This is a genomic window from Microbacterium meiriae (genome assembly GCF_040685015.1).
Classification (GTDB): Bacteria; Actinomycetota; Actinomycetes; order Actinomycetales; family Microbacteriaceae; genus Microbacterium; species Microbacterium meiriae.
The window spans coordinates 190,582-215,626 of record NZ_JBFBHD010000001.1 but is presented as its reverse complement, the minus strand read 5'-3'; the positions used below and the strand labels follow the sequence as shown (position 1 = coordinate 215,626).

The following is a 25,045-nucleotide window of genomic DNA, read 5'->3' as shown; positions in this document are numbered from 1 at the left end:
CCCCCACCGGTAGGCTGTGGGAATGGCTCACGAGAAGATCAAGGCTGTCATTCCCGCTGCCGGGCTGGGGACACGATTCCTGCCCGCGACGAAGGCGATGCCGAAGGAGATGCTCCCCGTCGTCGACAAGCCGGCGATCCAGTACGTCGTCGAGGAGGCGGCGAACGCCGGGATCGAGGACATCCTCGTGATCATCGGGCGCAACAAGAACGCCATCTCCAACCACTTCGACTCCGTGCCGGAGCTCGAGGTGAAGCTCATGGAGAAGGGCGACACCGGTCGCCTGGAGCGCGTGATGAAGTCGAGCGACCTCGCCGACATCCACTTCGTCCGCCAGGGCGAGCCCAAGGGTCTCGGCCACGCCGTGCTCCGCGCTCGGACGCACGTCGGCGACAGCTCGTTCGCGGTGCTGCTCGGTGACGACCTCATCGACGAGCGCGACCCGCTGCTCACGGAGATGATCGCGGAGCACGAGCGCACGGGTGCCGCCGTCATCGCCCTCATGGAGGTCGACCCGGACAACATCCACATGTACGGTGCGGCCGCCGTCGAGGCGATCGAGGGCTCGGACGCCGTTCGTGTCACGGGCCTCGTCGAGAAGCCCGCCAAGGAGGACGCCCCCTCCAACCTCGCGATCATCGGTCGCTACGTGCTCCCGGCGTCGGTCTTCGAGATCCTCGAGCGCACCGAACCCGGAAAGGGCGGCGAGATCCAGCTCACCGACGCGCTCCAGGAGCTGGCGACGGCGGACGGCGGACCCGGCGTGGTCGGCGTCGTCTTCGGAGGCCGCCGCTACGACACCGGTGACCGCGTGGACTACATCAAGGCGATCGTGCAGCTCGCGGCCGACCGTGACGACCTGGGCTCCGAGCTCCGCCCCTGGCTCAAGGACTTCGCGGAGCGCCTCTAGGCGCCTCGCGGTCGTCGGAGGTGCGGCGTGGAGCTGTCGACGGGGATGCGGCACGGACCGGTCGAGCTGCGTCTCATCCGGACGAAGGACGCGCGGCCTCTGCAGCAGGAGCTGCTCGCCAATCGCGCGTGGCTGCAGCCGTGGGAGGCGACCATCCCGCACGGAGCGGTCTCCTTCGACATGCGGGTCAGCATCCGTCGCCTGCTCCAGCAGTATCGGGACGGCGGCGGCTACCCGTTCGTGATGGAGTACGACGGCGAGGTCGCCGGACAGCTGAACGTCTGGGGCGTCGCCCGGGGCTCGCTGTGCTCGGCGACGATCGGCTACTGGGTGAGTGAGCGGTTCGCGGGTCGGGGGATCACCCCGACCGCGGTCGCGCTCGCCACGGACGCCTGTTTCACGGAGTACGGGCTGCATCGGATGGAGATCTGCATCCGCCCCGAGAACGCCGCGAGTCTGCGGGTCGTGCAGAAGCTCGGCTTCCGATACGAGGGGCTGCGCCGCCGGTACATCCACATCGACGGGGACTGGCGTGATCACTACGCCTTCGCCCTCACGCAGGAGGAGGTTCCGCAGGGTGTCCTCGCCCGGTGGATCCACGGACAGGTGCCGCCGCAGGCGGCGACGATCCCGCCGGCGGACCGTCTCACCCTCTGACGCCCCCGTCGCGGGAGGACTCGCCGCGACACGCGCCCCGACTGCACGGCGCGGCCGGTCCGCCGCCGTTACCGTTGACCTATGGACGGGCCGGTGCTGAGTGGGGGAGTGATCGTGCTCGTCGCCGTGCTCCTGTGGATGCTGTATCTCCTGCCCTCCTGGCGTGGCCGCTTCCAGTACAACGCCGCTGAGCGCAACGCCGTGCGGCTGAATCAGGCGCTGCGGATCCTCGCCGAGACGAGTGAGACTCCCGGCGAGGTGCACATGGAACTCAACGCCCGCACCGTCGTCGCGCAGCAGAAGCTCGCGAAGCGGTTGCAGGCCGAGCGGGAGGCCGCAGAGCTCGAAGCGCTCCGCCAGGAGCTCGCTGCGACCCGCGCCGATCCCGTGATCCGTCAGGCCCGCGCCCGCCGCCGCGTGCGTCTGGCGGCGACCGGCGCGCTCGTGCTCGGACTCGTCGCCGTCGGTCTCGGCATCTGGCAGCTCCTCGCCACCGGGGGCGCCGTGCTCCTCTGGAGCGGTGGAGCCACGGCGCTCGTGGCGACCATGGTCCTGCAGCGGATGGCGTCGGTCGCGGTGCGCGCCGCCCGTCGGCCGCAGGCCGCGGCGGTCGAGACCGTCGAGAGGAGAGAGGCCCCGGTCCTGCACGACCAGGGCCCCGCCACCTGGACTCCGCGTCCGCTTCCGGAGCCGATGGTGTCGGTCACAGGATCCCGCGCACAGGCGGCTCGCGCCGAGATCGATGCGCAGGAGGAGCGCCGCAAGGCCGCCCGAGTGGCCGCGCTCCGTGCCCGTGCCGAGGAGATGGCGCCGCCGGCGCCGGTCACCCTCCCGGCGGCATCGACGGAATCGCCGTACGCACGTATGGGATTCGTCGACGACGCCGAGATCGAGGAGCACGTGCGCCGGCTTCTGCAGCGCCGGGCCGCCGGTTGACGGCTGCGGTGAGCGCGGGTCTCCACCGCTGATACCGGATGCGGGAGAGTGTCGCTCCTCGCGTCAGCGCCGCTCGGGGCCGTAAAGTCGTGGGATGGGAACCATGCAGTACGGCTCCGGCAGCGAGATCCAGATCGAGGACCGCGCCCTGGCCCATCTGAAGGTCGCGATCGCGACCAAACTCCGTCGGAACGAGAGCTTCACGCTGTCCTGGAAGCACCCCGACGGGGATGTGCCGGGGCGCTCGACGATCTGGCTGCATCCGTCGATCCCGCTGCGCTTCACCTTCGGCGAGCCGGAGACGCCGGAGCTGAACGTGAAGTGGGTCCAAGCCCTCATGGTCGAGGCGAGCTCGTCGGGGGGCATCAGCCTCGTGGACGAGGTCATCGACGGCCCGGCCGACTGAGCGCCTCCGCTACTCGGCGGGGTACGCCTGTGTGGCGAGCTGCTGCGCGAGGTGCGCCGCGTTCCGGGCTGCCGTCGTGATCGCGGAGCTCACGGCCTCCGGAGTCTCGTCGAGGTCCTTGTAGTCCACGGCCTGCATGGCCTCGCCGTTCCAGTAGACCGAGGTCTGCGCGGGGATCGTGTACCCGATGTCGTTCAGCGCCTGGAAGAGGATCGCGGAGATGTGGTGAGCGCCGTCCTCGTTCCCGAGCACGCCGGCGATGGCGACCTTGTCGAACAGGATCGGGCGGCCCTGCTCGTCCGTCTCGCTGAGCTCGGCGTCGAGGCGCTCCAGCACGCGCTGGGCGACGCTCGAGTGCTGTCCCATCCACGTGGGCGTGACGAACACGAGGATGTCGGCGTCGAGGACGCGCTGTCGCAGGGTCGGCCACTGGTCGCCGTCACCCATGTCCTTCTCGACGCCGGGTCGGATGTCGACGTCGACCGCTCGGACGAGGTCGCCCGTCACGCCGTGCTCGGCGAGGGCATCGAGGAGCTGACGCGCGAGCAGATCCGAGCTCGACGACGCGGGGGAGGGCTTGAGCGTGCAGGAGATCGCGACGGCGGTGAGTGGAGTGTTCATGCTCCGACCCCACCAGAGATCCGGGCGGCGGCACAGGGCCTTTCCGGGTCCGGGCTATCCTGGTAGAGCACCGACGACAGGAGATCCCGTGATCCTCAGCTTCCTCTTCTTCATGATCATGTTCCTCGGAGGCTTCTGGCTGCTGGGGATCGCGCACGAGATGCCGGACACGCTCGCCGCGCTCACCTTCGTCGGCGGCATCCTGCTCGTCTCGCTGGCCCTCGGGTTCGCGATGCGTCAGCGCGGTTCCGCCACGCGTCGCTCCAAGAACTGGACCGGCAGCCCGACCGAGTGATCGCCGCGGGGCTGCGCCCCGCGCTCACCGTCGCCGGGCGAGCCTCGCTTCGAGGTTCGCCCGCACCGCCGGCCACTCCGGCTCGATGATGGAGTACTCCACGCTGTCCCGGAGCGCGCCGTTGCGGTAGCGGCTCATGGCCCGCATCACGCCGTCCTGCTTCGCGCCCAGTCGCTCGATCGCGGCGCGCGACTGGAAGTTCACCCACTGGGTCGTCAGCCCGACCCGGAAGACCCCGAGCGTCTCGAAGGCGTGGCGGAGGAGCAGCAGCTTCGATTCCGCGTTGGTACCCGTGCCGTGGGCGGACGGGCGGTTCCAGGTGTATCCGATGTGCAGCCGGGGGACGTCGGCGACGATGTCGTAGTACGAGGTGAGCCCCAGCACGCGACCGGCGGCGTCGAAGGCCGTGAACGGCACCATCTCGCCGGTGGCGACGAGGCCCAGGCGCCGGTCGACCTCGGCGGCGACTCCATCGGGTGCCGGAACAGAGGTGTACCAGGCCGTCTTCCACAGGTCGCCCTCGGTGACCGCTTCGACGAGCCCGTCGACGTGCGACCGGTCGAGAGGGCGGAGCTCGACGAGCTCACCGGTGAGAGTGACGGGGGCGGGGGCGACGTGGAAGGCCATGAGGTCATTCAACCAGCGTCGGGCGCTGCGCCCGGCCCTCAGGCGGGGACGGCCAGGTGCTCCCGGCTCAGCACGCGCTGGAACGCGAGGACGATCTCGATCGTCACGTCCAGCTCGAAGGCGAGGCTGGCCAGATGTGTGCCGCGCAGCTGCTCCGCCGCCGCGTAGGCCGACGGCGTGATCAGCCGTCGCGCGGCCCACTCATCGGCCTGCCGCTCCTGCCGAGCGCGAAAGGCGGGGTGCCGTGTGGGCAGGTGGCCGAGGTGGGCGTGACCGAGTTCGTGGGCGAGCACGCTGCGGGCGGTGCGCCTGCTCATCCCCGGAGCGAGCCGGATCGTCCGGGTGGCGGGTTGGAAGCCGCCGGGTGTGGGCCCGGGGCGCTCGACCACGCGAAGCCCGAGGTCGTCGGCCAGACGGAGGAGCTGCTGCATGGGCCTCCGTCCGATCGGTGTCGTCTACTCGTAGAGGTCGTCGGTGTCCGTCTCGCCGGTGGATCCGGATTCGAAGGCGACCTCGCGGGCATTATCGCGTGGGGTGGCGACATCGGCGCGGCGCCGGAGGGGAGTGACGATCGCCGACGTGCCGTCGGCGGCCAGACGCTCCTCGGCCCGGGCGACGAGGATGTGCGGCTCGACTCCCAGCGTGGCGCACACCGCGTAGACGACGGGCACCGGGATCGCGCGCTTGCCGGTCACGTAGTTGTCCAGCGCGCTCCGGGCGATGCCCACGTCGCGTGCCATGGCGGCGATGCTGCTTCGTGCCGCCGCGATCTCCGCCCGCATCTGACGGCCGACCGCCTCGTTGAACTCCTCGGCTGGTGTCTTCATCCGGCTCACCTTAGCAGCGGGCCGAGAGCAGGATGCCGTCATATTGGTCTCTCGTGACCGGACGAGTGTCCGTGCGTGGCGGTACCGTAGGCGCATGGGGACAGAACTGCGTCATCTGGTGGCATCGGCGGTGGAGGCTGCGCGCCTGCACGCCGGAGTGTCGTTCATCGAGCTCTCGGAGCGGGCCGGAATCGCGCCGGCCGCGCTGACCGACCTTCTCGAAGAGCGCGCGGACTTCACGATGGAGGATCTGGCGGGGGTCGCGACGGTCCTCGGCGTCCCCGTCACGCGGCTGCTTCCCTGCGCGCCGTAGACGATGTCCGCTCGCGCCTCGGACCGGGCGATGCGATGAAGTAGCGTGGGCGCATGAAGACCGTTTCCTTCGGATCGACGACCGCTCCGGCCCTGATCGCCGGGATGATGCGCATCGACAGCCTCGACGACGAGCAGATCCGCGACCTGTACGCGACCGCCCGCGACGCGGGCATCGACTTCTTCGACCACGCGGACATCTACGGCGGGCAGATGCACCGCTGCGAAGCGCGATTCGCCGATGCCCTCCAGCTCAGCGCCACGGAGCGGGACGAGGTCGTGCTGCAGACCAAGTGCGGCATCGTGCCGGCGCAGGGCATGTTCGACTTCTCCTACGACCACATCATCGCGCAGGTCGAAGGCTCGCTCGCGGCCCTCCGCACGGACCGCATCGACGTGCTCCTGCTGCACCGGCCGGACGCCCTGATCGAGCCGGACGAGGTGGCGCGCGCCTTCGATCATCTCGAGTCCTCGGGCAAGGTGCGGGCGTTCGGGGTGTCCAACCACACGCCCTCGCAGATCGAGCTGCTGAAGACCGCGGTGGGGCAGCCCCTGGTCGCGAACCAGCTGCAGCTGTCCCTCACACACGCGCCGATCATCGCGCAGCCCGTGGCCGCGAACATGGCGGGCCACGACCAGAGCATCGGACGGGACGGCGGCGGCATCGTCGACTACTGCCGGATCCACGGCATCACCGTGCAGGCGTGGTCGCCGTACCAGAGCGGCTTCGGTGGCGGGGTCTTCCTCGGGCACCCGGACTACCCCGAGCTCAACGCCGTGATCGAGCGCCTGGCGGGGGTCCACGGAGTGACGCCGACGGCGATCGCCACCGCGTGGATCACCCGTCACCCCGCCGGGATGCAGGTGGTCCTCGGGACGACGACACCGCACCGCGTCCAGGAGGCCGCGGCCGGGGCGGATGTCGTGCTCACCCGGGCCGAGTGGTACGAGCTCTTCCGCGCCGCGGGGCACCTGCTGCCGTGATCCCTCCGCTCCGGCCCGCGCGTCGTCTACCCTGATCCCATGCCGTTCCTGTTCTCGCTCCTGGTCATCGCGCTGATGATCGGTGCACTGATCGACATCATCACGCGCGACGACTCGCAGGTGAAGTACCTGCCGAAGATGGTCTGGATCATCATCGTGATCCTCCTGCCGTTGATCGGCAGCGCGCTGTGGTTCGCGATCGGCCGGGAGTACGGGGAGGCCGGCGTCCCCCTCCCGCGGATGCGGCGAGCCGAGCGTCCGTCCGCCCCGACGGCCACCGTCGCACGGCCCGCGCCGTCGGTGGACACCCGTTCGACCGAGCAGCAGATCGCGGACCTCGACCGCGAGATCGAGGAGTGGCGGCTGCGCGAGGAGATCGAGAAGCGCCGTCGCGAACGCGGAGACGACGCCCTCCCGCAGTCCTAGCGATCGACCGCTCCGGGCTGTCAGGATGCCGTCATGAGCATCCTCGTGAACGTCGACAACTTCGCCCTCGCCGAGACACACCGCATGATGCGCGACCTCCAGAAGGAGGCCGGGGGTGTGGATCGGTTCCTGCACAACAGGGCTCCGGCCGCGATCGACCGGCAGACCGTGATCCGGCTGAACCGGGACACGCTCTACAGCTTCGCCGTCCTGGACATCAGCGAGGGAGCCGCCTTCACGATCCCGGAGCACGGCGACCGCTACCTCTCGGCGATGGTCGTCAACGAGCATCACTACGTGGATGCGATCTTCCACGAGGCGGGCGAGCACACCCTCACGACGGCGCAGTTCGGGACGCCGTACGTCGTGCTCGCGGTGCGCATCCTTGTCGACCCCACCGACCCGACCGATGTGGCGGCGGTGACCGCCCTCCAGGACCGCATCGCCCTGCGCAGCGGGGCGGCCACGCCGTTCGCCATGCCGGACTACGACACCGTCAGCCTCGACGAGACCCGCCGGGCGCTGCTCGCGTTGGCCCGGAACCTCCGGGGCTTCGACCGCATGTTCGGCAGCGCGGACGAGGTCGACCCGGTGCGGCACCTCATCGGCACGGCGGCGGGCTGGGGAGGGCTTCCCTCGTCCGAGGCGAGCTACATCGGCGTCGACCCGCGTCTGCCGGTGGGGCGGTACGAGCTCACGGTCGGCGAGGTCCCCGTCGACGGCTTCTGGTCGATCTCGGTGTACAACGCGGACGGCTTCTTCGAGCCGAACGATCGCGACGCCTACACGATCAACGACATCACCGGCGTCCGCAACGACGACGGCACGCTCACCGTCCGCTTCGGCGACCACCCGGAAGGCCTGCCGAACGTCCTGCCGATCACGGAGGGCTGGAACTACCTGGTCCGGCTCTATCGCCCCCGTCCCGAGGTGCTCGACGGCAGCTGGACGTTCCCGACGCTCCAGGAATCGGCTTGACCCTGACGCGGCGTGAGGCGCGACCGTGGAGTCATGACTGATCACTACAACGCCTTCGAGATGAGCCCGGTGCCGACGCCCGGGCCCGACACGGTCGCACCGGAGCTGTTCCGGGGCATCTACGGGATGCCCGCTTTCATCACCGTCCCCACGACGGATCTCGCCGCCTCGGTCGAGTTCTGGACGCGGGGCCTGGGGTTCTTCGAGCTCTTCGGGGTGCCGGGGCGGATCGTCCACCTCCGGCGGTGGGCCTTCCAGGACGTGCTGCTCGTGCCGGCGGAGACTGAACAGGAGGCCGTGCCGGACTTGCGGGTCAGTTTCGCGTGCGTGCTCGGCCAGATCGACCCGCTCGTCGAGGCCTGCCGGGCGTGGGATCCCGGCGCCGTCGGGGAGCCGATCGACACGCCCTGGAACACGCGGGATGTGGAGATCGCGACCCCTGAGAAGGTGCGTGTCGTCTTCACGGCGGCGAAGCCCTACGAGCCGGGGAGCGTCGAGGCGGCCACCCTCGCGCAGATGGGTATCCGTCCGCCCGCGGACCCGGCGGACAGCGGAGGAGGAGCGGATGCCGGATGACAGCGGCACCGCGGACCTGACCGTCGGTCGGGCCGCGGCGCTCGCCGGAGTGACGGTGCGGACGCTGCATCACTGGGACGACATCGGCCTGGCTCGCCCGTCCGCGCGTTCGTCGGCGGGATACAGGGTGTACACGGACGTCGATCAGGAGCGCCTGCGGCGGATCGTCGTCTATCGAGAGCTCGGTCTCGGTCTCGACGCGATCCGTCGGCTGCTGGACGATCCGGCCACGGACATCCTCACCGCGCTGCGCACGCAGCAGGGGGAACTCGCGGCCCGGATCGCACGTCTGACCGCTCTGCAGGCCGATCTGGAGCGGATGGTGTCCGCCCACGAGCGCGGTCTGATGCTGAGCGAGGGCGAACAACGCGCAGTCTTCGGGCCGGACTGGAACCCGGCCTGGCCTCTCGATGCGCGCCGTCGCTGGGGCGACACGGTGCAGTGGCAGCAGTACGCGGAGCGATCCGCCGCGCGCGATGCGGGGGAATGGCAGGCCGTCGCGGACGCGATGCGGGAGGTGGAGTCGGCCCTCGCGACGGCGATGGATGCCGGTGCGGCTCCGGGGACGGCGGACGCCGACGCGCTCGTCGAGCGGCACCGCGCGGTCTTCTCGGCCTACTTCCCGCTGACCAGGGAGATGCAGGTCATCCTCGGCCGGCTGTTCACCACGGACCCCGGCTACGCGGCGCACTACGACGGCATCCGCCCGGGGCTGGCGGAGTGGTTCCGGCGCAGCATCGAGGCCGAGGCCCGGCGTCACGGCGTCGACCCGGAGTCCGCGACCTGGCGGTGACCCCGCTCCGCCCGTCGGGATCAGGCCGCGCGCGGTCCGGAGCTCACGTCGGCGACGGCGAACGAGGCGCGGACGGCCTCTTCCAGGTCGGGGTAGCGGAAGGTGAAGCCGGCGGCGGTGAGCTTCTCGGGCAGGATCCAGCGGCTCTTCAACACGAGCTCGGTCTCGGTGCGGATGCCGATCGCGCCGAGCTCGAGCATCCAGCGCGGCATCGGCGGGCCGACCTTCGCCCCCAGCACCCGGCGCACCGTGGCCATGAAGGCGGCGTTGTCGACGGGGTGCGGCGAAGCGGCGTTGACCGGGCCCTCCAGCGCCGGGGTCTCCTCGAGGAACTCGATGATGCGCGCCACATCCTCGATGTGGATCCAGCTGAAGCGCTGCCGACCGCGACGGGCGCCGGGGAGGTGTGCGGTCCCGGCGGCCCGGCGCGCGGGGCCGACCGGCCAGAACCCGTCGTACTGCGGGCCGCCGAGGCCCAGTCGGGCGAGCGTGCGGAGCGGTTCCAGCACGCCGCCGTCGCCGAGGACGATGGCGCTGCGGAGAGCCACGCGACGGGTGCCGGGCAGCGCGTCGGCGAAGAGCGCGCGCTCCCACGCCTTGGCGACCTCGACCGAGAAGCCGGTGCCGATCTCGCCGGATGACTCCGTCATCGGCCGGTCCTCGGCATGTCGGTAGATGGTGGCCGTGGAGGAGTTGACCCACAGCGGCGGCGGAGTGGCGGCGCGGGAGATCGCGCGGCTCAGGGCTGCGGTCGTGTCCAGTCGGGAGCGGAAGATCTCGGCCCGGTTGCGCGGCGTGTACCGGCAGTTCACGCTCTTGCCCGCGAGGCCGATCACGAGGGACGACCCGTCGACGGCGGCATCGATGCCGTCCTGGTCGCCCCAGGACAGGTCGCTGCCGGAGCGGGAGATCGTGACGACCTCGCGCCCGGCATCCCGCAGACGCGCAGCGAGATACCGTCCCATGAAGCCCGTCGCTCCGCCGATGACCACCCGGTCCGTGCTCATGCGTCGTCGTCCTTCCGATCCGGTTCCAGGATGTAGCTGAAGTCGCCGCGGTACTCGTAGAGGCGCCCGAGGAGCGGCGCATCCACGGTCAGCCGCACGCGCTGCCGCTCGGCCTCCTCGTCCCAGCGCTCGACGAGCCGGACGACAGGGGCCACGACCCGCGGGATGCGGAGCCGGAAGCGCCCGACGCGGATGCCCACCGCGCGACTCGTCAGGTGCAGGGCGCCGGCACGGGGCTCCACGTCGAAGCAGGCCACGACCAGGCCGGGCTCGCCGAGCTCGTCGACGATGCGGCCGTGCCTGGTCGGGGCCACGGCATCGCGCATCACCCACGGCCCGCCCGCGAATCGGAAGGTGCGCTCGGCGATCGCCCGGGAGGCGATGGTGCGGTTCTCGATGCGGAACGGCACGTCGCGCTCCCAGCGGGCGGCGATCACCCCGCGTCGTTCGAGGCGGCGGAGCAGGGGCCAGAGGGCCCGGCGGGGCGTGCCGACGCGCTGGAACGTCCCTTCGCCGACGCCGACCATCCCGTCGGGGACCGCCTGGAAGTAGGCCCGCAGCCGGGGGTGCAGCTCGGTGAGACGCGCGCCGAGAGCCCTCGCGTACGGGGACTGCGGCACGGGCGTCACGCTTCGAGCCTAGCCCGCGGAGGACCCCTCCCGGCCCGCGTCGTCGGTCGGGCGGAGCAAGCGGTCGAGGAGGGCGAGGGCCTCATGCTGCGGAGCGGTGTCGTCCAGGAGCCACTGCGTCTGCAGGCCGTCCGAGGCGGCGACGACGAGGGCGGCGACCGCGAGCGGATCGACGTCCGTACGGATGCTTCCGTCCTTCTGCTGCTCCCGGACCGTCTCGGCGATGTCGGCCCGCAGGCGGGCGAAGCGCTCGGTCGCGAACCTGCGGGCGGCGGGGTGGCCCTCCTCGAGAGCGCTGGCGACGAGCGTGGAGTAGAGCTGCACCAGACCGGGCACCTCGCGGTTGGCCCTGGCCGACCGGATCATGCCCTCGACGGGGTTCGCGGGTTCCGGGTCGGTCTTCCGTTCCGGCGCGTTGCTCTCGACGTAGACCGCGACGAGCAGCTCCTCCAGCGACCCGAAGTAGTGGGTGAGGGCGGCATGCGTCACCCCCACCGCCTTCGCGATCGCCCGCAGGCTCGTGCGGTCGGCGCCCCGGGCCGCGAACACCTCGATCGCGCGGTCCAGGATCTCCTGGCGCCGCGCGACGCCCTTGGCGTAGGCGCCGCGCGGGCGCGGGCGTTCGGAGTCCTCGGAGGGTGCGGGGGGCATGGCCCGAGTCTATCGGCAGAAAACTTCCATGTGGAGGTATTCGGTGCTAGCGTGCCTCCGGGGCGCGATGCCCGCCTGTCACCGACGACCGAGGAGCACGACCGATGACGATCCAGACCTCTCTCCAGCTGTTCACGATCCGCGAGCAGTTGGAGGCCGACCTCGAGGGCACGCTCACCGCCGTCGCGGCGCGCGGATTCAGCGCGGTCGAGCCCTACGACTTCGTCCGCCGGGCGGAGGCGATGGCGGCCGCGGTGTCGGCCGCTGGACTGACGGCGCCGTCGGGGCATGCGTTCCTCGCGACCCCGACCTTCGTGCGCCCGGACGGTTCCGGTACCACGGCCCCCGTGCCTTCACCCGCGGAGGTCTTCGCGGCCGCGAAGGCGCTCGGCATGGACACGGTGATCGATCCGTACACCGAGCCCGCTCGCTGGGAACAGGTCGATCAGATCGTCGAGACCGCCCGGCTGCTCAACGAGGCGGCGGAGATCGGCGCCGAGGCCGGCGTCCGGGTCGGCTACCACAACCACGCGCATGAGCTGGAGGCGGTGTTCGACGGGGTGACCGGGCTGGAGGTCCTCGCGGAGCACCTCGATGAGCGCGTCGTGCTGGAGGTCGACCTGTACTGGGTGGCCCGCGGCGGTGTCGACCCGGTGACCCTCGTGGAGCGTCTCGGCGAGCGCGTGATCGCCGTGCACGCGAAGGACGGCACCCTCGACCCCGCGCTGCTGGACGCCTACCCGCCCGCGGATCAGGTGCCCGCGGGCGACGGGGCGGTGCCGCTCCGGGAGGCCATCGCCGCCGCGCCCGCGCTCGAACTCGCCATCGTCGAGTTCGACCACTACGACGGCGATCTGTTCGACGCCATCGAGCGCAGCCGGGTCTTCCTCGACGCCGAGGCGGCGCGCTGATGGTGCGCGGCGGCGACGTCGTCGGCGTCGGCCTCATCGGCGCGGGCAACATCAGCGACCAGTATCTGCAGAACCTCACGCGCTTCCCGGACGTGGAGGTGCGGGCGATCGGCGACCTCGTCGAGGAGCGTGCACGCGCGCAGGCCGCGGCGTACGGGGTGCCGCGAGCCGGGGGCGTCGAGGTGGTGCTCGATGATCCCGACATCGACATCGTCGTGAACCTCACGATCCCCGCCGCGCACGTCGCCGTCTCGGAGGCGATCGTCGCCGCGGGGAAGCACGTGTGGACGGAGAAGCCGCTCGGCGTGGACCGCGAGGAGGCGCGACGCCTGCTGGAGGCGGCCGCGGCGGCCGGACTCCGCGTCGGCGTCGCGCCGGACACCGTCCTCGGCCCCGGGGTGCAGACCGCGAAGCGCGCCATCGCCCGGGGGGACATCGGCCGCCCGCTGTTCGGCCAGACGACCTTCCAGTGGCAGGGGCCGGAGATTTTCCACCCGAACCCCGCGTTCCTCTACGCGAAGGGCGCGGGGCCGCTCCTCGACATGGGACCGTACTACGTCTCGACCCTGGTCCACGTCCTCGGGCCGGTCGCCGCGGTGGCCGCGCTCGGGCTGCAGGGGTCGCCGACGCGCCGGGTGCAGGTCGGCGACCGCGCCGGGGAGGAGTTCCCGGTCGAGATCCCGTCCACGCTCAGCGTCCTGATGGACTTCGAGGGTGGCGGACAGGCGCAGAGCCTCTACAGCACGGACTCACCGCTGGTGCGGCAGGGGATCGTGGAGATCACGGGGACCGAGGGCACCCTGGTCATCCCCGACCCGAACACGTTCGGCGGGCCGATCACGATCACCCGGCCGCTGTCCCGACACTTCGTGCCGCCGGAGCCGGTGGTGCAGGAGGTCGTGGACGTCGCGCCGGAGGGAGTGCTCGCGGGGCGCGGGCTCGGCCTGCTGGACATGGCGCGCGCGATCGCCGAGGGCCGGCCGCACGTCGCCACCGGCGAGTTCGGGTACCACGTGCTCGACACCCTGCTCTCGATCGAGGAGGCGGCGGCGCGGCGCACCTTCGTGGAGGTGGCGAGCACGCTGGATCAGGTGGGCGCGCTGCCCGCCGACTTCGATCCCTTCGCGGCGACGTAGCGGTCGACGCTCGCGGGGGAGAGCACCTCGCGGGCGACCATGATCGCTGCCCCCAGCACCGCCGCGCGGTCGCCTGCCTGCGACTGCACGATCGCGAGGTGCTGGGTGGCGAGCGGGATCGAGCGGCGGTAGACGACCTCGCGGACCCCGGCGAGCAGGTGCTCACCGGCGCGGGCGATGCTGCCGCCGAGCACGATGATCGACGGGTTGAGCAGGTTCACGACGGTCGCGAGCACCTCGCCGACATCGCGTCCGGCCTGACGGGTGGCCTCGATGGCCGCGGCGTTGCCGGCGCGGACGAGGCCGACGACGTCGGAGGCAGTGTGCACGTCATGCCCCTCGGCGCGCAGCGCGACGGCGAGGGCCGACCCGCTCGCGAGGGCTTCGAGATCCCGTTCATCGCCCGGCTGCCGCGCCGAGCCCGCGCTCATCGGCACCTGGACGTGGCCCATGTCGCCCGCCGACCCCTGGGCACCGCGCTGGAGCTGCCCGCCGGCGATGATCCCTGCGCCGATTCCCGTCGACACCTTCACGAACACGAGGTCGTCCACCCGGGGCCAGCTCGTGGCCTGCTCGCCGAGGGCGAGGATGTTCACGTCGTTGTCGACGAGGACCGGCACGTCGAACGTGCGCTGCACGTAGCCCGGGACGTCGAACCGGTCCCAGCCCGGCATGATCGGCGGGTTCGTCGGGCGCCCCGTGGAGTGCTCGACGGGGCCGGGCACGCCGATGCCCACGCCCACGAGGGGGAGGCCGCCGGCGGTCGCGGCGAGCAGGGCGCTGCCCTCCGCGAGGATCGCGTCGAGGAGGGCCTCCGGCCCCTCGCCGATGTCGATCGCGCGCGTGCGTGCGTCCAGGATCACGCCGGCGAGGTCGGCCACGGCGACGGTCGCGTGAGTGGCTCCGAGGTCGACGGCCAGGACGAGCCCGGCGCGCGGGTTGAACGCCACGCGGGCGGGAGGACGACCTCCGGTCGACACCGCTTCACCGGCGGGGCGCAGGAGGTCGGCGGCCAGCAGCGCGTCGACCCGGGAGGCGACGGTGGAGCGGGCGAGTCCGGTGAGGGCGGCGAGCTCCGCCTTGGTGCGGGCGTGCCCGTCGCGGAGGATCTGGAAGATCTCGCCGGTCCCGGGGGAGGGCGTCGCAAGCGGTCTCAGCACGTCAACCATGGCGTCAGTAAAGCACAGCACTTCCTCCGCTCCGTGGTGCGACTTCGAATTCGTTACACACAACTTTTGACGAAGGACTAGCAAAAGTCCTCAGCGCTGTGTCAGACTCACCGGCATGACAACGGATGTCACTGACACCGGTCTCGGGACGATCCGGACCGGGATCCTCGGCGGAGGCTTCATGGCCCGCGTGCACCGCACGGCCGCCCGAGACGCAGGCGGGGCACTGCGCGCCGTCGCCACCCGGTCCGCCCAAGGCGCCAGGGATGCCGCGCACCTGCTCGGCGCCGCCCGCGCCGAGCAGGACGCGGAGGCCCTGCTCGACGCCGACGACATCGACGTCGTCCACATCTGCACCCCCAACGCCACGCACGCCGACCTCGCCCTGCGCGCGCTGCGAGCGGGCAAGCACGTCGTGTGCGAGAAGCCGCTCGCCACGAGCGCCGCCGACGCCGCCACCCTCGCCGAGGTCGCCGCCGAGACCGGACTCGTCGCCGCCGTCCCCTTCGTGTACCGCTACCACCCCATGGTGCGCGAGGCCAGGGCGCGCATCGCCCGCGGGGAGGCCGGCGAGCTGCTCACGCTGGACTGCTCGTACCTGCAGGACTGGATGCTGCGGCCCACCGACGACGACTGGCGGGTGCGCTCCACGTCCGGCGGCGCCTCCCGCGCCTTCGCCGACATCGGCTCGCATCTGTGCGACCTCCTCGAGTTCGTCACGGGCGATCGGATCCGGACCCTCAGCGCCCGCACCCGCCGGGTGTTCGCCGAGCGGGCGGGGCAAGCCGTCGACACGGAGGACATCGTCGCCGTGCTCGTCGAGACCTCGGCGGGGGCACTCGGCACGCTGCTCATCTCGCAGATGGCGGCGGGCCGCAAGAACGCCCTCACCCTGGAGCTGCACGGGACGCGGCAGAGTCTGCGGTTCGAGCAGGAACGGCCGGAGGAGCTCTGGGTCGGCATGCGGGAGGAGTCGCGGCTGCTGCTGCGCGACCCCGCCACGGCCGACCCGGAGTCCGCCCGGCTGCAGCGCGTCCCCGCCGGGCACGCCATGGGATACCAGGACGCCTTCAACGGCTTCGTCGCGGACGTCTATGCCGCGATCGCGGGCGACGTGCCCGACGGTCTGCCGACGTTCGCCGACGGCCACCGTGCGGCGGTGCTGACCGAGGCCGTGCTCGATTCCGCCGCCCACGAGGGCCGCTGGACGGAGGTGCCGGCATGACCGCGACGACGACGCAGCCGGTGCTTCAGGTGGCCGGGATCCGCAAGGCGTTCTTCGGCGTGGAGGTGCTGAAGGGCATCGACTTCGACGTGCGCCCGGGGGAGGTGCACGGCCTCGTCGGCGAGAACGGTGCAGGCAAGTCCACGCTCATGAAGATCATCGCGGGCGTGCAGCCGGCCGACGAGGGGACGATCGCCTACCGCGGCGCGGAGGTGCGCCACGCGCACCCCCGGCAGGCGATGGACGCCGGCATCGTCACGGTGTTCCAGGAGTTCACCCTGCTCCCGGAGCGCACGGTCGCGCAGAACGTCTACCTCGGCCGGGAGCCACGGCGCGCGGGACTCATCGACGTGCGGGCGATGAACGAGCGCACCGCGGAGCTGCTCAGCGACCTCGGAGTCTCCTTCATCGACCCGCAGGCCCGGGTGGGCTCGCTGACGGTGGCCGAGCAGCAGATCGTCGAGATCGTGAAGGCGCTGTCGTTCGATGCGCAGGTGATCTCGATGGACGAACCGACCGCGGCGCTCAGCGACCGCGAGGTGGAGCTGCTGTACGCGATCATCCGCCGGCTCACCTCCCGTGGTGTCGCCGTCATCTACGTCTCCCACCGGTTGAAGGAGATCTTCGACCTCTGCGACCGGATCACGATCCTCAAGGACGGCGCCCTCGTCTCCACGGACGAGACCGCGGCCCTGACCACCGACGAGCTCGTGCGCCGGATGGTGGGCCGGTCGATCCAGTCCTACTTCCCCGATCCGGTCGCCGGCACCGCGGTCGGCGCGCCCCGGCTCGAACTCGACCGCTGCGGGAACGCCTACGTGGACGGGGTGTCGCTGACGCTCCGCGCCGGGGAGATCGTCGGGGTGGCAGGTCTCCAGGGCTCCGGACGCACGGAGCTCGTGGAGGGGGTGTTCGGCATCCAGGCCTTCACCCGCGGCGCCGTGCGGATCGACGGGAAGCCGGTGCGGATCACCGGGCCGCGTGCGGCCGTGCGCGCCGGACTCGCCCTCGTCTCGGAGGACCGCAAGGCCCAGGGGCTCGCGCTGGGGCAGTCGATCCTCGACAACGCCCTGCTCGCGGTGCGGAACGTGTTCGCCGGACGCACCGCGGCGTCGCGCCGGGAGGTGCCGGGAGTGCTCCGCACGCTGGAGGTGTCCTCGCGCGGTCTCGACCAGGAGGTGCGCTTCCTGTCCGGCGGCAACCAGCAGAAGGTGGTGCTGGCCAAGTGGCTGCTCACCCAGCCGCAGATCGTGCTCTTCGACGAGCCGACACGGGGCATCGACGTGGGGGCCAAGTACGCCGTCTACCAACTCATGCGCGAGCTGGCGGCGCAGGGGAAGGCCGTGCTCATGGTCTCGAGCGAGCTGCCGGAGGTCATCGGCATGAGCGACCGCATCCTCGTCATGCACGACGGCGAGCTCGTTGCCGAGCTGCCGGCCGGTGCGGCCGAGCACGAGATCCTCGCGGCGGCCACCGGCGCCGACAGCGGTCCGACGGCGAAGGGAGGTGCGCGATGAGCCGCCGCCCCGGAGCCCGTCTCCGCATCGACTCGACCGTCATCGTGCTCGGCATCTTGCTGCTGGCCCTCGTCGTCGGCGCGATCCTCGTCGCCACGGTCGGTCGCAACTTCCTCAGCCCGGGGAACATCCGCGACATCCTGACCGGGATGAGCGTGCTCGGCCTCGTGGCCATCGGGCAGACGCTCGTGGTGCTCGGCGCCTCGCTCGACCTGTCGGTCACCTACGTCATCAGCCTGTCGAGCCTGCTCGCGGCGACGATGATGGCCGGGAACGCCGGCAACATCCCGCTCGCGGTGATCGTGACGCTCCTCGTGTGCGCGGGGATCGGGCTCGTGAACGGGCTCATCGTGACGGTGCTCAAGGTCAACGGCTTCATCGCGACGCTCGGCGTCGGGCTGATCCTCCAGGGCATCCTCAACACGAACTTCGAAGGCTCGGCGGGCGAGGTCCCGTGGGCGTTCCAGCTCATCGGCGCGACCGGGGTCGGACCGATCCCGGTGTCCACGCTCATCATGATCGCGCTCGCCGTGCTGGTCTGGGTGCTGCTGAACCGCACCCGCACCGGCGCCCATCTCTACGCCGTCGGCGGCGACCCCGAGATCGCGCGGCTCAGCGGCGTGCGCACCCGCCTGCCGCTGGTCTGGGCGCACGTGCTGTGCTCCGTGTTCGCGGGCCTCGCCGGCCTCCTGCTCGCCAGCCGTCTCGGCGTGGGCAGCCCGACGGTCGGTCAGCAGGGCGGCTACGCGCTGCTCTCCATCGCCGCGGTCGTGCTGGGCGGCACGCTGCTCCTCGGCGGGCGCGGCTCGATCTGGGGCACCATCGGCGGCGTCGCCATCCTCGCCGTCGTCGACAACGTCATGAGCGTGCTGCAGGTGAACCCCTTCCTCAAGGATGTGGTGCGCGGCATCGTCATCGTCGCCGCCGTCGCCGTCTACAGTCGGCGGGCCGTCGTGCGCCGCCGGCCGCGCTTCGGGGCCGGCGGCACGCGCACCGGGGGAGACGACGCCGCGAAGGCGGCCGAAGGGGACATGGCGGTGGCGGCCGCCGAACTCGCCGATCCGACCATCGAGGTCGCCGCCGTCGACAGCGCAGGGGATACCGCCTCCGTGCGGGAAGGAGGACGCTCATGAACGCGCTGCGCACGCTCGTCAGCCCCCGCGGGGCGGTCTTCCTGCTGCTCGTGATCCTGCTCGTCGCGGTCGCCGTGCTCAACCCGAGCTTCGCCGAGCCCGGCCAGTTCATGCGATACCTGCAGCGCGTCGCGCCCATCGCGATCGTCGCGATCGGGCAGTACTTCGTGATCATCGCCGGGGAGTTCGATCTCTCCCAGGGGTCGCTCATCACGGCGCAGGTCATCATCGCCGGCAACCTCGTCGGCCAGGACGACGCGCGCACCCTCCCGGTGCTGCTGCTCATGGTGGTGTTCGGTATCGTCGTCGGGCTCGTCAACGGCGTCCTCACGACGCTGCTCAAGGTGCCGTCGTTCATCGTGACGCTGGGCATGATGCTCGCCCTGCTCGGCGGCGTGATGTGGTGGACGGGCGGCGCGGCCACGGGCAACCCGGCCGACAGCTTCCGCGAGATCGGCCGCGGAGGGATCCGCGACCTCCCCGTGCTGGAGTTCCTGCCCTGGGCCGTGCTGCTGCTCGCCGCCTGGCTCGCCCTCGGCATCGTCATCACCAAGCGCCCGCTGGGCAAGACCCTCATCGCGATCGGCGACAACGCCCGCGCCGTGGACTACGCCGGTGCCCGCCGGGCCTGGGTCACCACCCGCGCGTTCGTGCTGTCCTCCCTCTCGGCCACCCTCTCCGCCGTCCTGCTGGTCGGGTACGCGGGAGTGCACCCGTCCGTCGGCCGGGGCTACGAGTTCACCGCGATCACCGCGGTGGTGCTCGGCGGCGTCGTGCTCGGCGGAGGTCGAGGCTGGATCGTCGGCGCCGTGGCCGGAGCGTTCGCGCTGGAGGCGCTGTTCCTGCTCCTGAACATCGCGGGCGTCCCCTCCACCCTCCGTGACGCCGTGCAGGGCGTCATCATCATCGCGGCCGTCGCCTATGCGGGTGTCGCCTTCCGAGCCCGCCGCCGGCGCGGTCCCCAGCCGACGGACGTCCATACCGCGGGGACTGAGAACGCCGAGAACCGCAGCACCGCATCAAGCCCTACAACCAGAGGAGATTAGCAATGCGACGATCGATGAAGATCGCCACCGCAGGGGTGGCCCTCTTCGGCCTCATCGCGCTCGCCGGGTGCACGACCGACCCGTCCGTGGCGCCGGCGGAGTCGGAGAACCCCGAGGAGTCGGCCGAGACCACCGAGTGGTTCGACCAGGAGCTCTTCGACAAGCAGGACGAGGAGCGCGGCGTCGACCCCCAGGGCCCCGCCGACCAGCCCTACCTGCAGCACATCAACGCCGAGATGGTCGACACGTCGGAGTTCGCCAGCACCGGCGCCAAGAAGGCCTGCTTCGCGAACGCCTCGATCTCGAACCCGTGGCGGCAGACGGGCTGGATCACGATGAACGAGCAGCTGAAGGTGCTGCAGGAGTCGGGCGCGATCAGCGAGATGGAGACCCGCGACGCGCAGGACTCCGACGACACCCAGATCGCCGACATCGACTACTTCATCTCCGAAGGCGAGTGCGACGTCTTCCTCATCTCCCCGAACAGCACGGCGGCGATGACCCCCGCGGTCGAGCGGGCGTGCGAGACGGGCAAGCCGGTGGTCGTGTTCGACCGCGGCGTGAACACCGACTGCCCTGTCACGTTCATCCACCCGATCGGCGGCTTCGCCTGGGGCATCGACACCGCGGAGTTCCTCATCGACAACCTCGAAGAGGGCGACAAGGTCGTGGCTCTCCGGATCCTCCCCGGTGTCGACGTGCTGGAGCACCGCTGGGCCGGAGCCGAGAAGCTGTTCGAGGAGGCCGGGATCGAGGCCGTGGACCACTTCACCGGAGCGGACCCCGCCGAGATCAAGAGCATCATCAGCGACGAGCTCGCCAAGGGCGACGTGCAGGGCATCTGGATGGACGCCGGTGACGGCGCCGTCGCCGCCATCGAGGCCTTCGAGGATGCCGGGGCCGACTACCCGGTGATGACCGGCGAGGACGAGATGAGCTTCCTGCGCAAGTGGAAGGACACGGGCCTCACCGGCCTCGCCCCGGTGTACTCGAACTTCCAGTGGCGCACCCCTCTGCTCGCGGCGCAGATGATCTTCGCGGGCGAAGAGGTGCCGAAGGAGTGGGTGCTCCTGCAGAAGCCGATCACCGAGGCCGAGCTGGACGACTACCTCACGGCGAACGACGGCATGCCCGACGGCCACTACGCCAAGTTCGGCGGAGAGGACCTTCCCGGCTACCCGACGGTCTGGCAGGAGCGTCAGATCCCGTGACCCCGTGTGCTCCCGCCCTTCCGCTCCGCCTGAGGCGAGTGGGAGGGTGGGAGCACCCGCACGATCAGAAGGACAACGATGCCCCGCACGATCGCCGTCAACACCTGGGTCTGGACGTCTCCGCTGACGGACGACACCCTGGAGCCGCTCGCCCGCACGGCCGCCCGGATGGGCTACGACGCCCTGGAGCTGCCGCTGGAGAGCATCGGTGACTGGGACCCGCTCCGGGCCCGGGCCGTGCTGGACGGTCTCGGGATGGGCGCGGTCGTGGTCGGGGCGATGGGACCCGGGCGCTCGCTGCTCGCGCGCGCCGGAGACGTCGCCGCCACGCAGGACTACCTCCGCGCCTGCCTGGACGCCGCGGCCGTCCTCGGGGCCGCGGTCGTCGCCGGGCCGTTCTACGCCCCGACCGGCGTCACCTGGCGCATGGACGAGACGCAGCGGGCGGAGGTCGTCGGCGAGCTCAGGGACAACCTCGCCCCCCTCGCTCGCGAGGCCGCCGCGATCGGCGTGACGCTGGCCGTCGAGCCGCTCAACCGCTACGAGACCAGCGTGCTGAACACCGTGGCGCAGAGCCTCGATGCGCTGGCGCCGCTGCTCGGTGCCGGGGTGGGGCTGGCCCTCGACACCTACCACCTCAACATCGAGGAGAAGCGTCCCGCCGACGCGGTCCGGGCGGCGGGCGCCGCCATCGCGCACGTGCAGGTGTGCGGCAGCGACCGCGGTGCCGTGGGCGACGACCACACCGACTGGCCGGAGATGCTCCGCGCGCTCGACGACGCCGGCTACCGCGGCGTGCTGGGGCTGGAGAGCTTCACGGGCGAGAACGCGACGATCGCGGTCGCGGCCTCGGTGTGGCGACCGCTCGCGGCCAGCCAGGACGATCTCGCCGCCCGCAGCATCGCTCACCTGCGCGCCCTCGGCGCCTGAACCCCCGCGATACGAGCACCCGCGATACGAAGGAGTATCCATGAGCAGTCACCCGGTCACCCTGTTCACCGGCCAGTGGGCCGACCTTCCGTTCGAGGAGGTGGCCCGCCTCGCCGCGCAGTGGGGCTACGACGGGCTGGAGATCGCCGCGTCCGGCGACCACCTCGACCTCCGCCGGGCCGATGAGGACGATGCCTACGTCGCCTCCCGCCGCGAGATCCTCGACCGGCACGGACTGCGGGTGTTCGCGATCTCCAACCACCTCGCCGGGCAGGCGGTGTGCGACGACCCGATCGACTTCCGGCACCAGGGCATCCTGCGCCCGTACGTCTGGGGCGACGGCGCGGCCGAGGGTGTGCGGCAGCGGGCGGCGGAGGACATGACGCGTGCGGCCAGGGTGGCCAGGAAGCTCGGCGTCGACACCGTCGTCGGCTTCACCGGGTCGTCGATCTGGCCCTATGTCGCGATGTTCCCGCCGGTGCCGGAGACGGTGATCGCCCAGGGGTTCCAGGACTTCGCCGACCGATGGAATCCGATCCTCGACGTGTTCGACGGCGAGGGCGTGCGCTTCGCCCACGAGGTGCATCCCGGGGAGATCGCGTACGACTACTGGTCGAGCGTCCGCGCCCTCGACGCGATCGACCACCGCGACGCTTTCGGCTTCAACTGGGACCCCTCGCACATGATGTGGCAGAACATCGATCCCGTCGGCTTCATCGTCGACTTCGCCGACCGGATCTACCACGTCGACTGCAAGGACACCCGCCTGCGACCGAGGAACGGCCGTGCCGGGGTGCTCGGCTCGCACCTGCCGTGGGGCGACCCCCGGCGCGGCTGGGACTTCGTCTCCACCGGCCACGGCGACGTGCCCTGGGAGGACGCCTTCCGTGCGCTGGACGCGATCGGCTACGACGGCCCGATCTCGATCGAGTGGGAGGACGCCGGCATGGACCGCCTGCACGGCGCCCCCGAGGCGCTCGGTTTCGTGCGCTCCCTGCTGTGGCCGCAGCCCGCGGCCGCCTTCGACGCCGCGTTCCGCCACCAGTGACGGGACGGCAGGCGACCGGCCGTGCTCAGGGCTCCCGCAGGCGGACCAGGCGCTCGTGTCCGGTCTCCTCGAGCTCGGCGATGTCGTCGCGCGACTTGAGGAAGTCGGAGAAGGACCGGTAGCCGAGGGCCTTCTCGCTGAACGACGGGTCCATGCGGCGCATGTGCGTCTTGACCGCGGAACTGTGCAACCACTCGTCGGCATCCGCCTTGTCGTGGCCGAGGCGCAGGGCGCGCTCCAGAAGCCGCGTGGCCTCGCCCTGGTCGTCGATCTTCTCCTCGACCTTGGGCTCCTCTGCAGCGGCCTTGGCCTTGGCCTTCGTGCGGGACTTCGACGCGGTCTTGGGCTTCGGGGTACCCGCGTCCGCGGCGGCCGGGGCGGACGGCTCCGCCGGGGCCTCGACCACCGGAGCGACGGCGGGCTGTGCTGCCTTCGCCGGACGCGCCACGCCGGGGAGCGAGTCGTACGACTCGAACTCGTCGCAGGCCGCGGCGAGCGACTTCGCCGTCGACCCGGCCACGCCCACCCCGATCACGTACCGGCCGAGGCGCTTGCAGCGCTGGGCGAGCGGCACGTAGTCGCTGTCGCCGGCCACGATGACCACATGGGTCAGGTCCGGAAGACGGAACATGTCCTCGACCGCATCGACCGCCAACCGGATGTCCGCGCCGTTCTTGGCGTACGCCGCGGCGGGGAAGAGCTGGACGAGATCCACCGCGCGGGCCACGAGCTGCGACCGGTACTCGGCGTTGACCGGCGACGACCAGTCCGCGTACGCCCTGGTCAGCACGAGGGTGCCGAAGGACGCCGCGTAGTCGATGATGGCGCCGACCTCGATCATCGCCCGGCTCAGCCGCTCGGCGACCTCGGGGTCGTTCGGGTGCTCCGTGATGCGCTGGCGGTCCTTGCCGTAGGAGTTCCGGCCGTGGACCCGGTCGTACCAGGAGATGACGATGTTGTCGAAGTCCAGGTACACCGCCACGCGGGCGTCGGTCGTCTCAGCCACGGTCGTCCTCCTCGCCGGGGTAGCGCACGCCGATCTGCGCGCGGATCTCGTCCAGGGCGCCCATGATGGCGACGCTCTCCGCGATGGGGAGGATGTCGCCCTCGAGGAGACCGTCGCGGACGAGGCGCTCGGCCGCGAACGCCTGGTACTGCATGCCGCGACCCTCGACGGACGAGACGTACTCCTCCTGCACCGTGCCGTCCGGCAGCACGAGACGGAACGAGGTGGGGGCGTACCAGACCCGGTCGATGTCGATGCGGGCCTCGGTGCCGACGATGCTCGCGGCGTTGGGGCCGGCGCCGCGCGAGGAGGAGAGCGTCGTGGAGATCGCCCCGCTCTCGTGGACCATGACGGTGGCGACCTCGGAATCGGCTCCGGTCTCGACCAGACGCCCTACCGCGCGGACGGTGGTCGGTGCCCCGAGGACATCCCAGACGAAGGAGATCGGGTAGATCCCCAGGTCGAGCAGCGCCCCGCCGCCCAGTTCGAGGGCGTTGAGACGGTGGGCGGGGTCGGTGGGCAGCTGCTGCGTGTGGTCGGCGCTCACGGTGCGGATCTCACCCAGGGCGCCGTCGGCGAGGAGCTCGCGGATGCGGACCATGTGCGGCAGGTACCGGGTCCACATCGCCTCCATGACGAGCAGCCCGCGCTCGGCGGCGAGCCGCTGGAGGTCCGCGGCCTGGGCGTGGTCGAGCGTGAACGCCTTCTCGACGAGGACGTGCTTCCCGTGCTCCAGGGCGAGCCGGGCGTTCTCGTGGTGCATCGGGTGCGGGGTGGAGACGTAGATGATGTCGACGTCGGGATCGGAGACCAGCGCCTCGTATGACGGATGCGCGTGCGCGATGTCGAAGCGCGCGGCGAAGGCATCGGCCGACTCCTGCGAGCGTGAGCCCACGGCGACGAGGTCGAGGCCGGCCGTGCGCAGATCGGATGCGAAGGCGCCGGCGATGCCGCCGGTCGCGAGGATTCCCCAACGAAGTCCAGTCATCCTCTCAGCGTAGAGGGTGGCGCGTGTGACCGTCTGTGACATCCGGTGACCTCCGGCTTCCTCCCGGTGGCCGGGGTGGAGGCGGCGGTC

Annotated in this window: 30 protein-coding genes; 20 read left to right on the top strand and 10 right to left on the bottom strand. The window is 71.3% G+C overall.

Going from position 1 to position 25,045, the window contains the following annotated elements; translation table 11 throughout:
* Nucleotides 1-22: 22 nt before the first annotated feature.
* The 4 genes from galU (at nucleotide 23) to AB0N68_RS01045 (ending at nucleotide 2,909) form a co-directional block, all read left to right on the top strand.
* Nucleotides 23-910 carry a UTP--glucose-1-phosphate uridylyltransferase GalU gene (gene galU / locus AB0N68_RS01060; RefSeq protein ID WP_187662043.1) on the top strand — a complete coding sequence of 296 codons (888 nt, stop codon included), beginning with the start codon at nucleotides 23-25 and terminating at the stop codon, nucleotides 908-910.
* A gap of 45 nt (nucleotides 911-955) precedes the next feature.
* Nucleotides 956-1,567, top strand: coding sequence for a GNAT family N-acetyltransferase (locus AB0N68_RS01055; protein WP_187664199.1), 612 nt, complete (start codon nucleotides 956-958; stop codon nucleotides 1,565-1,567).
* Nucleotides 1,568-1,648: 81 nt separating this feature from the next.
* Entirely contained in the window at nucleotides 1,649-2,503 is an 855-nt protein-coding gene (locus AB0N68_RS01050; protein ID WP_187662042.1) for a hypothetical protein, read from the top strand.
* A 94-nt stretch (nucleotides 2,504-2,597) separates the two neighbouring features.
* On the top strand, nucleotides 2,598-2,909 hold the full coding sequence (locus AB0N68_RS01045) for a DUF7882 family protein (protein ID WP_187662041.1): 312 nt from the start codon (nucleotides 2,598-2,600) through the stop codon (nucleotides 2,907-2,909).
* Between the two features lie 9 nt (nucleotides 2,910-2,918).
* On the opposite strand, the gene AB0N68_RS01040 is transcribed toward AB0N68_RS01045, so the two are convergent.
* Nucleotides 2,919-3,530 carry a flavodoxin family protein gene (locus tag AB0N68_RS01040; protein ID WP_280565684.1) on the bottom strand — a complete coding sequence of 204 codons (612 nt, stop codon included), beginning with the start codon at nucleotides 3,528-3,530 and terminating at the stop codon, nucleotides 2,919-2,921.
* Nucleotides 3,531-3,618: 88 nt separating this feature from the next.
* Here AB0N68_RS01040 and AB0N68_RS01035 point away from each other — a divergent pair, with 88 nt between their 5' ends.
* Nucleotides 3,619-3,825: a hypothetical protein gene (locus AB0N68_RS01035; RefSeq protein WP_025105563.1), complete on the top strand. Its 207-nt coding sequence runs from the start codon at nucleotides 3,619-3,621 to the stop codon at nucleotides 3,823-3,825.
* Between the two features lie 24 nt (nucleotides 3,826-3,849).
* Here AB0N68_RS01035 and AB0N68_RS01030 read toward each other — a convergent pair whose 3' ends face one another.
* The 3 genes from AB0N68_RS01030 to AB0N68_RS01020 are packed head-to-tail and all read right to left on the bottom strand — an operon-like array spanning nucleotide 3,850 to nucleotide 5,279.
* The gene (locus AB0N68_RS01030) at nucleotides 3,850-4,452 is read right to left on the bottom strand and encodes a GNAT family N-acetyltransferase (protein ID WP_187662039.1); all 603 of its coding nucleotides are present in this window, start codon (nucleotides 4,450-4,452) and stop codon (nucleotides 3,850-3,852) included.
* A 38-nt stretch (nucleotides 4,453-4,490) separates the two neighbouring features.
* A complete protein-coding gene (locus AB0N68_RS01025; protein ID WP_187662038.1) occupies nucleotides 4,491-4,883 on the bottom strand; it encodes an ImmA/IrrE family metallo-endopeptidase in 393 nt (130 codons plus the stop codon).
* A 24-nt stretch (nucleotides 4,884-4,907) separates the two neighbouring features.
* Nucleotides 4,908-5,279: a helix-turn-helix domain-containing protein gene (locus AB0N68_RS01020; RefSeq protein ID WP_280565687.1), complete on the bottom strand. Its 372-nt coding sequence runs from the start codon at nucleotides 5,277-5,279 to the stop codon at nucleotides 4,908-4,910.
* A gap of 94 nt (nucleotides 5,280-5,373) precedes the next feature.
* Between AB0N68_RS01020 and AB0N68_RS01015 the strand changes: the two genes are divergently transcribed.
* From AB0N68_RS01015 to AB0N68_RS00990, 6 genes are read left to right on the top strand one after another with little or no spacing between them, the layout of a single operon-like run.
* Complete coding sequence (locus AB0N68_RS01015) at nucleotides 5,374-5,592, top strand: helix-turn-helix domain-containing protein (protein ID WP_280565688.1); 219 nt, start codon at nucleotides 5,374-5,376, stop codon at nucleotides 5,590-5,592.
* Between the two features lie 53 nt (nucleotides 5,593-5,645).
* A complete protein-coding gene (locus AB0N68_RS01010; protein ID WP_268776770.1) occupies nucleotides 5,646-6,575 on the top strand; it encodes an aldo/keto reductase in 930 nt (309 codons plus the stop codon).
* A 39-nt stretch (nucleotides 6,576-6,614) separates the two neighbouring features.
* Nucleotides 6,615-7,001 (top strand): PLDc N-terminal domain-containing protein, encoded by a 387-nt coding sequence (locus AB0N68_RS01005; RefSeq protein ID WP_259951450.1) that lies wholly within the window; start codon nucleotides 6,615-6,617, stop codon nucleotides 6,999-7,001.
* 33 nt (nucleotides 7,002-7,034) lie between these two features.
* Entirely contained in the window at nucleotides 7,035-7,979 is a 945-nt protein-coding gene (locus AB0N68_RS01000) for a DUF1214 domain-containing protein (protein WP_259951451.1), read from the top strand.
* A gap of 33 nt (nucleotides 7,980-8,012) precedes the next feature.
* On the top strand, nucleotides 8,013-8,555 hold the full coding sequence (locus AB0N68_RS00995) for a VOC family protein (RefSeq protein WP_280565690.1): 543 nt from the start codon (nucleotides 8,013-8,015) through the stop codon (nucleotides 8,553-8,555).
* On the top strand, nucleotides 8,545-9,348 hold the full coding sequence (locus tag AB0N68_RS00990) for a MerR family transcriptional regulator (RefSeq protein ID WP_259951453.1): 804 nt from the start codon (nucleotides 8,545-8,547) through the stop codon (nucleotides 9,346-9,348). The genes AB0N68_RS00995 and AB0N68_RS00990 overlap by 11 nt, the downstream gene beginning before the upstream one ends.
* A gap of 20 nt (nucleotides 9,349-9,368) precedes the next feature.
* Here AB0N68_RS00990 and AB0N68_RS00985 read toward each other — a convergent pair whose 3' ends face one another.
* From AB0N68_RS00985 to AB0N68_RS00975, 3 genes are read right to left on the bottom strand one after another with little or no spacing between them, the layout of a single operon-like run.
* A complete protein-coding gene (locus AB0N68_RS00985) occupies nucleotides 9,369-10,355 on the bottom strand; it encodes an epimerase (protein WP_280565691.1) in 987 nt (328 codons plus the stop codon).
* Nucleotides 10,352-10,984: a DUF4166 domain-containing protein gene (locus AB0N68_RS00980; protein ID WP_259951455.1), complete on the bottom strand. Its 633-nt coding sequence runs from the start codon at nucleotides 10,982-10,984 to the stop codon at nucleotides 10,352-10,354. The genes AB0N68_RS00985 and AB0N68_RS00980 overlap by 4 nt, the downstream gene beginning before the upstream one ends.
* Before the next feature lie 9 nt (nucleotides 10,985-10,993).
* Nucleotides 10,994-11,635 carry a TetR/AcrR family transcriptional regulator gene (locus AB0N68_RS00975; RefSeq protein ID WP_259951456.1) on the bottom strand — a complete coding sequence of 214 codons (642 nt, stop codon included), beginning with the start codon at nucleotides 11,633-11,635 and terminating at the stop codon, nucleotides 10,994-10,996.
* A 104-nt stretch (nucleotides 11,636-11,739) separates the two neighbouring features.
* On the opposite strand from AB0N68_RS00975, the gene AB0N68_RS00970 reads away from it, so the two are divergent.
* Both AB0N68_RS00970 and AB0N68_RS00965 read left to right on the top strand, forming a co-directional pair.
* Nucleotides 11,740-12,546 (top strand): sugar phosphate isomerase/epimerase family protein, encoded by an 807-nt coding sequence (locus tag AB0N68_RS00970; protein ID WP_280565692.1) that lies wholly within the window; start codon nucleotides 11,740-11,742, stop codon nucleotides 12,544-12,546.
* The gene (locus tag AB0N68_RS00965) at nucleotides 12,546-13,682 is read left to right on the top strand and encodes a Gfo/Idh/MocA family protein (protein WP_280565694.1); all 1,137 of its coding nucleotides are present in this window, start codon (nucleotides 12,546-12,548) and stop codon (nucleotides 13,680-13,682) included. Before AB0N68_RS00970 ends, AB0N68_RS00965 begins: the two co-directional genes overlap by 1 nt.
* Here the strand turns inward: AB0N68_RS00965 and AB0N68_RS00960 are convergent.
* Nucleotides 13,634-14,851, bottom strand: coding sequence for an ROK family transcriptional regulator (locus AB0N68_RS00960; protein WP_292793539.1), 1,218 nt, complete (start codon nucleotides 14,849-14,851; stop codon nucleotides 13,634-13,636). The two genes, AB0N68_RS00965 and AB0N68_RS00960, sit on opposite strands and share 49 nt — an antisense overlap.
* A gap of 115 nt (nucleotides 14,852-14,966) precedes the next feature.
* Between AB0N68_RS00960 and AB0N68_RS00955 the strand changes: the two genes are divergently transcribed.
* From AB0N68_RS00955 to AB0N68_RS00925, 7 genes are all read left to right on the top strand, one after another.
* Nucleotides 14,967-16,076 (top strand): Gfo/Idh/MocA family protein, encoded by a 1,110-nt coding sequence (locus AB0N68_RS00955; protein ID WP_280565699.1) that lies wholly within the window; start codon nucleotides 14,967-14,969, stop codon nucleotides 16,074-16,076.
* Nucleotides 16,073-17,593, top strand: coding sequence for a sugar ABC transporter ATP-binding protein (locus tag AB0N68_RS00950; RefSeq protein ID WP_280565701.1), 1,521 nt, complete (start codon nucleotides 16,073-16,075; stop codon nucleotides 17,591-17,593). The genes AB0N68_RS00955 and AB0N68_RS00950 overlap by 4 nt, the downstream gene beginning before the upstream one ends.
* On the top strand, nucleotides 17,590-18,726 hold the full coding sequence (locus AB0N68_RS00945) for an ABC transporter permease (protein WP_280565703.1): 1,137 nt from the start codon (nucleotides 17,590-17,592) through the stop codon (nucleotides 18,724-18,726). The genes AB0N68_RS00950 and AB0N68_RS00945 overlap by 4 nt, the downstream gene beginning before the upstream one ends.
* A complete protein-coding gene (locus AB0N68_RS00940) occupies nucleotides 18,723-19,772 on the top strand; it encodes an ABC transporter permease (RefSeq protein WP_232089058.1) in 1,050 nt (349 codons plus the stop codon). Before AB0N68_RS00945 ends, AB0N68_RS00940 begins: the two co-directional genes overlap by 4 nt.
* A gap of 14 nt (nucleotides 19,773-19,786) precedes the next feature.
* The gene (locus AB0N68_RS00935; RefSeq protein WP_522727273.1) at nucleotides 19,787-20,983 is read left to right on the top strand and encodes a substrate-binding domain-containing protein; all 1,197 of its coding nucleotides are present in this window, start codon (nucleotides 19,787-19,789) and stop codon (nucleotides 20,981-20,983) included.
* Between the two features lie 78 nt (nucleotides 20,984-21,061).
* Complete coding sequence (locus AB0N68_RS00930; protein ID WP_187662022.1) at nucleotides 21,062-21,913, top strand: sugar phosphate isomerase/epimerase family protein; 852 nt, start codon at nucleotides 21,062-21,064, stop codon at nucleotides 21,911-21,913.
* Nucleotides 21,914-21,953: 40 nt separating this feature from the next.
* Nucleotides 21,954-22,961, top strand: a complete 1,008-nt coding sequence (locus tag AB0N68_RS00925) for a sugar phosphate isomerase/epimerase family protein (RefSeq protein ID WP_187662021.1) — start codon at nucleotides 21,954-21,956, stop codon at nucleotides 22,959-22,961.
* 25 nt (nucleotides 22,962-22,986) lie between these two features.
* Here AB0N68_RS00925 and AB0N68_RS00920 read toward each other — a convergent pair whose 3' ends face one another.
* On the bottom strand, nucleotides 22,987-23,967 hold the full coding sequence (locus AB0N68_RS00920) for an NYN domain-containing protein (RefSeq protein ID WP_292793529.1): 981 nt from the start codon (nucleotides 23,965-23,967) through the stop codon (nucleotides 22,987-22,989).
* A complete protein-coding gene (locus AB0N68_RS00915; RefSeq protein ID WP_280565711.1) occupies nucleotides 23,960-24,955 on the bottom strand; it encodes a Gfo/Idh/MocA family protein in 996 nt (331 codons plus the stop codon). Before AB0N68_RS00915 ends, AB0N68_RS00920 begins: the two co-directional genes overlap by 8 nt.
* Between the last annotated feature and the right edge of the window lie 90 nt (nucleotides 24,956-25,045).

What these genes read in the sequence shown, in the direction of transcription:
- galU (WP_187662043.1), top strand. Translation starts at nt 23, where the DNA reads ATGGCTCACGAGAAGATCAAGGCTGTCATTCCCGCTGCCGGGCTGGGG.
- AB0N68_RS01055 (WP_187664199.1), top strand. Translation starts at nt 956, where the DNA reads ATGCGGCACGGACCGGTCGAGCTGCGTCTCATCCGGACGAAGGACGCG.
- AB0N68_RS01050 (WP_187662042.1), top strand. Translation starts at nt 1,649, where the DNA reads ATGGACGGGCCGGTGCTGAGTGGGGGAGTGATCGTGCTCGTCGCCGTG.
- AB0N68_RS01045 (WP_187662041.1), top strand. Translation starts at nt 2,598, where the DNA reads ATGGGAACCATGCAGTACGGCTCCGGCAGCGAGATCCAGATCGAGGAC.
- AB0N68_RS01040 (WP_280565684.1), bottom strand. Translation starts at nt 3,530, where the DNA reads ATGAACACTCCACTCACCGCCGTCGCGATCTCCTGCACGCTCAAGCCC.
- AB0N68_RS01030 (WP_187662039.1), bottom strand. Translation starts at nt 4,452, where the DNA reads ATGGCCTTCCACGTCGCCCCCGCCCCCGTCACTCTCACCGGTGAGCTC.
- AB0N68_RS01025 (WP_187662038.1), bottom strand. Translation starts at nt 4,883, where the DNA reads ATGCAGCAGCTCCTCCGTCTGGCCGACGACCTCGGGCTTCGCGTGGTC.
- AB0N68_RS01020 (WP_280565687.1), bottom strand. Translation starts at nt 5,279, where the DNA reads ATGAAGACACCAGCCGAGGAGTTCAACGAGGCGGTCGGCCGTCAGATG.
- AB0N68_RS01015 (WP_280565688.1), top strand. Translation starts at nt 5,374, where the DNA reads ATGGGGACAGAACTGCGTCATCTGGTGGCATCGGCGGTGGAGGCTGCG.
- AB0N68_RS01010 (WP_268776770.1), top strand. Translation starts at nt 5,646, where the DNA reads ATGAAGACCGTTTCCTTCGGATCGACGACCGCTCCGGCCCTGATCGCC.
- AB0N68_RS01005 (WP_259951450.1), top strand. Translation starts at nt 6,615, where the DNA reads ATGCCGTTCCTGTTCTCGCTCCTGGTCATCGCGCTGATGATCGGTGCA.
- AB0N68_RS01000 (WP_259951451.1), top strand. Translation starts at nt 7,035, where the DNA reads ATGAGCATCCTCGTGAACGTCGACAACTTCGCCCTCGCCGAGACACAC.
- AB0N68_RS00995 (WP_280565690.1), top strand. Translation starts at nt 8,013, where the DNA reads ATGACTGATCACTACAACGCCTTCGAGATGAGCCCGGTGCCGACGCCC.
- AB0N68_RS00990 (WP_259951453.1), top strand. Translation starts at nt 8,545, where the DNA reads ATGCCGGATGACAGCGGCACCGCGGACCTGACCGTCGGTCGGGCCGCG.
- AB0N68_RS00985 (WP_280565691.1), bottom strand. Translation starts at nt 10,355, where the DNA reads ATGAGCACGGACCGGGTGGTCATCGGCGGAGCGACGGGCTTCATGGGA.
- AB0N68_RS00975 (WP_259951456.1), bottom strand. Translation starts at nt 11,635, where the DNA reads ATGCCCCCCGCACCCTCCGAGGACTCCGAACGCCCGCGCCCGCGCGGC.
- AB0N68_RS00970 (WP_280565692.1), top strand. Translation starts at nt 11,740, where the DNA reads ATGACGATCCAGACCTCTCTCCAGCTGTTCACGATCCGCGAGCAGTTG.
- AB0N68_RS00965 (WP_280565694.1), top strand. Translation starts at nt 12,546, where the DNA reads ATGGTGCGCGGCGGCGACGTCGTCGGCGTCGGCCTCATCGGCGCGGGC.
- AB0N68_RS00960 (WP_292793539.1), bottom strand. Translation starts at nt 14,851, where the DNA reads ATGGTTGACGTGCTGAGACCGCTTGCGACGCCCTCCCCCGGGACCGGC.
- AB0N68_RS00955 (WP_280565699.1), top strand. Translation starts at nt 14,967, where the DNA reads ATGACAACGGATGTCACTGACACCGGTCTCGGGACGATCCGGACCGGG.
- AB0N68_RS00950 (WP_280565701.1), top strand. Translation starts at nt 16,073, where the DNA reads ATGACCGCGACGACGACGCAGCCGGTGCTTCAGGTGGCCGGGATCCGC.
- AB0N68_RS00945 (WP_280565703.1), top strand. Translation starts at nt 17,590, where the DNA reads ATGAGCCGCCGCCCCGGAGCCCGTCTCCGCATCGACTCGACCGTCATC.
- AB0N68_RS00940 (WP_232089058.1), top strand. Translation starts at nt 18,723, where the DNA reads ATGAACGCGCTGCGCACGCTCGTCAGCCCCCGCGGGGCGGTCTTCCTG.
- AB0N68_RS00935 (WP_522727273.1), top strand. Translation starts at nt 19,787, where the DNA reads ATGAAGATCGCCACCGCAGGGGTGGCCCTCTTCGGCCTCATCGCGCTC.
- AB0N68_RS00930 (WP_187662022.1), top strand. Translation starts at nt 21,062, where the DNA reads ATGCCCCGCACGATCGCCGTCAACACCTGGGTCTGGACGTCTCCGCTG.
- AB0N68_RS00925 (WP_187662021.1), top strand. Translation starts at nt 21,954, where the DNA reads ATGAGCAGTCACCCGGTCACCCTGTTCACCGGCCAGTGGGCCGACCTT.
- AB0N68_RS00915 (WP_280565711.1), bottom strand. Translation starts at nt 24,955, where the DNA reads ATGACTGGACTTCGTTGGGGAATCCTCGCGACCGGCGGCATCGCCGGC.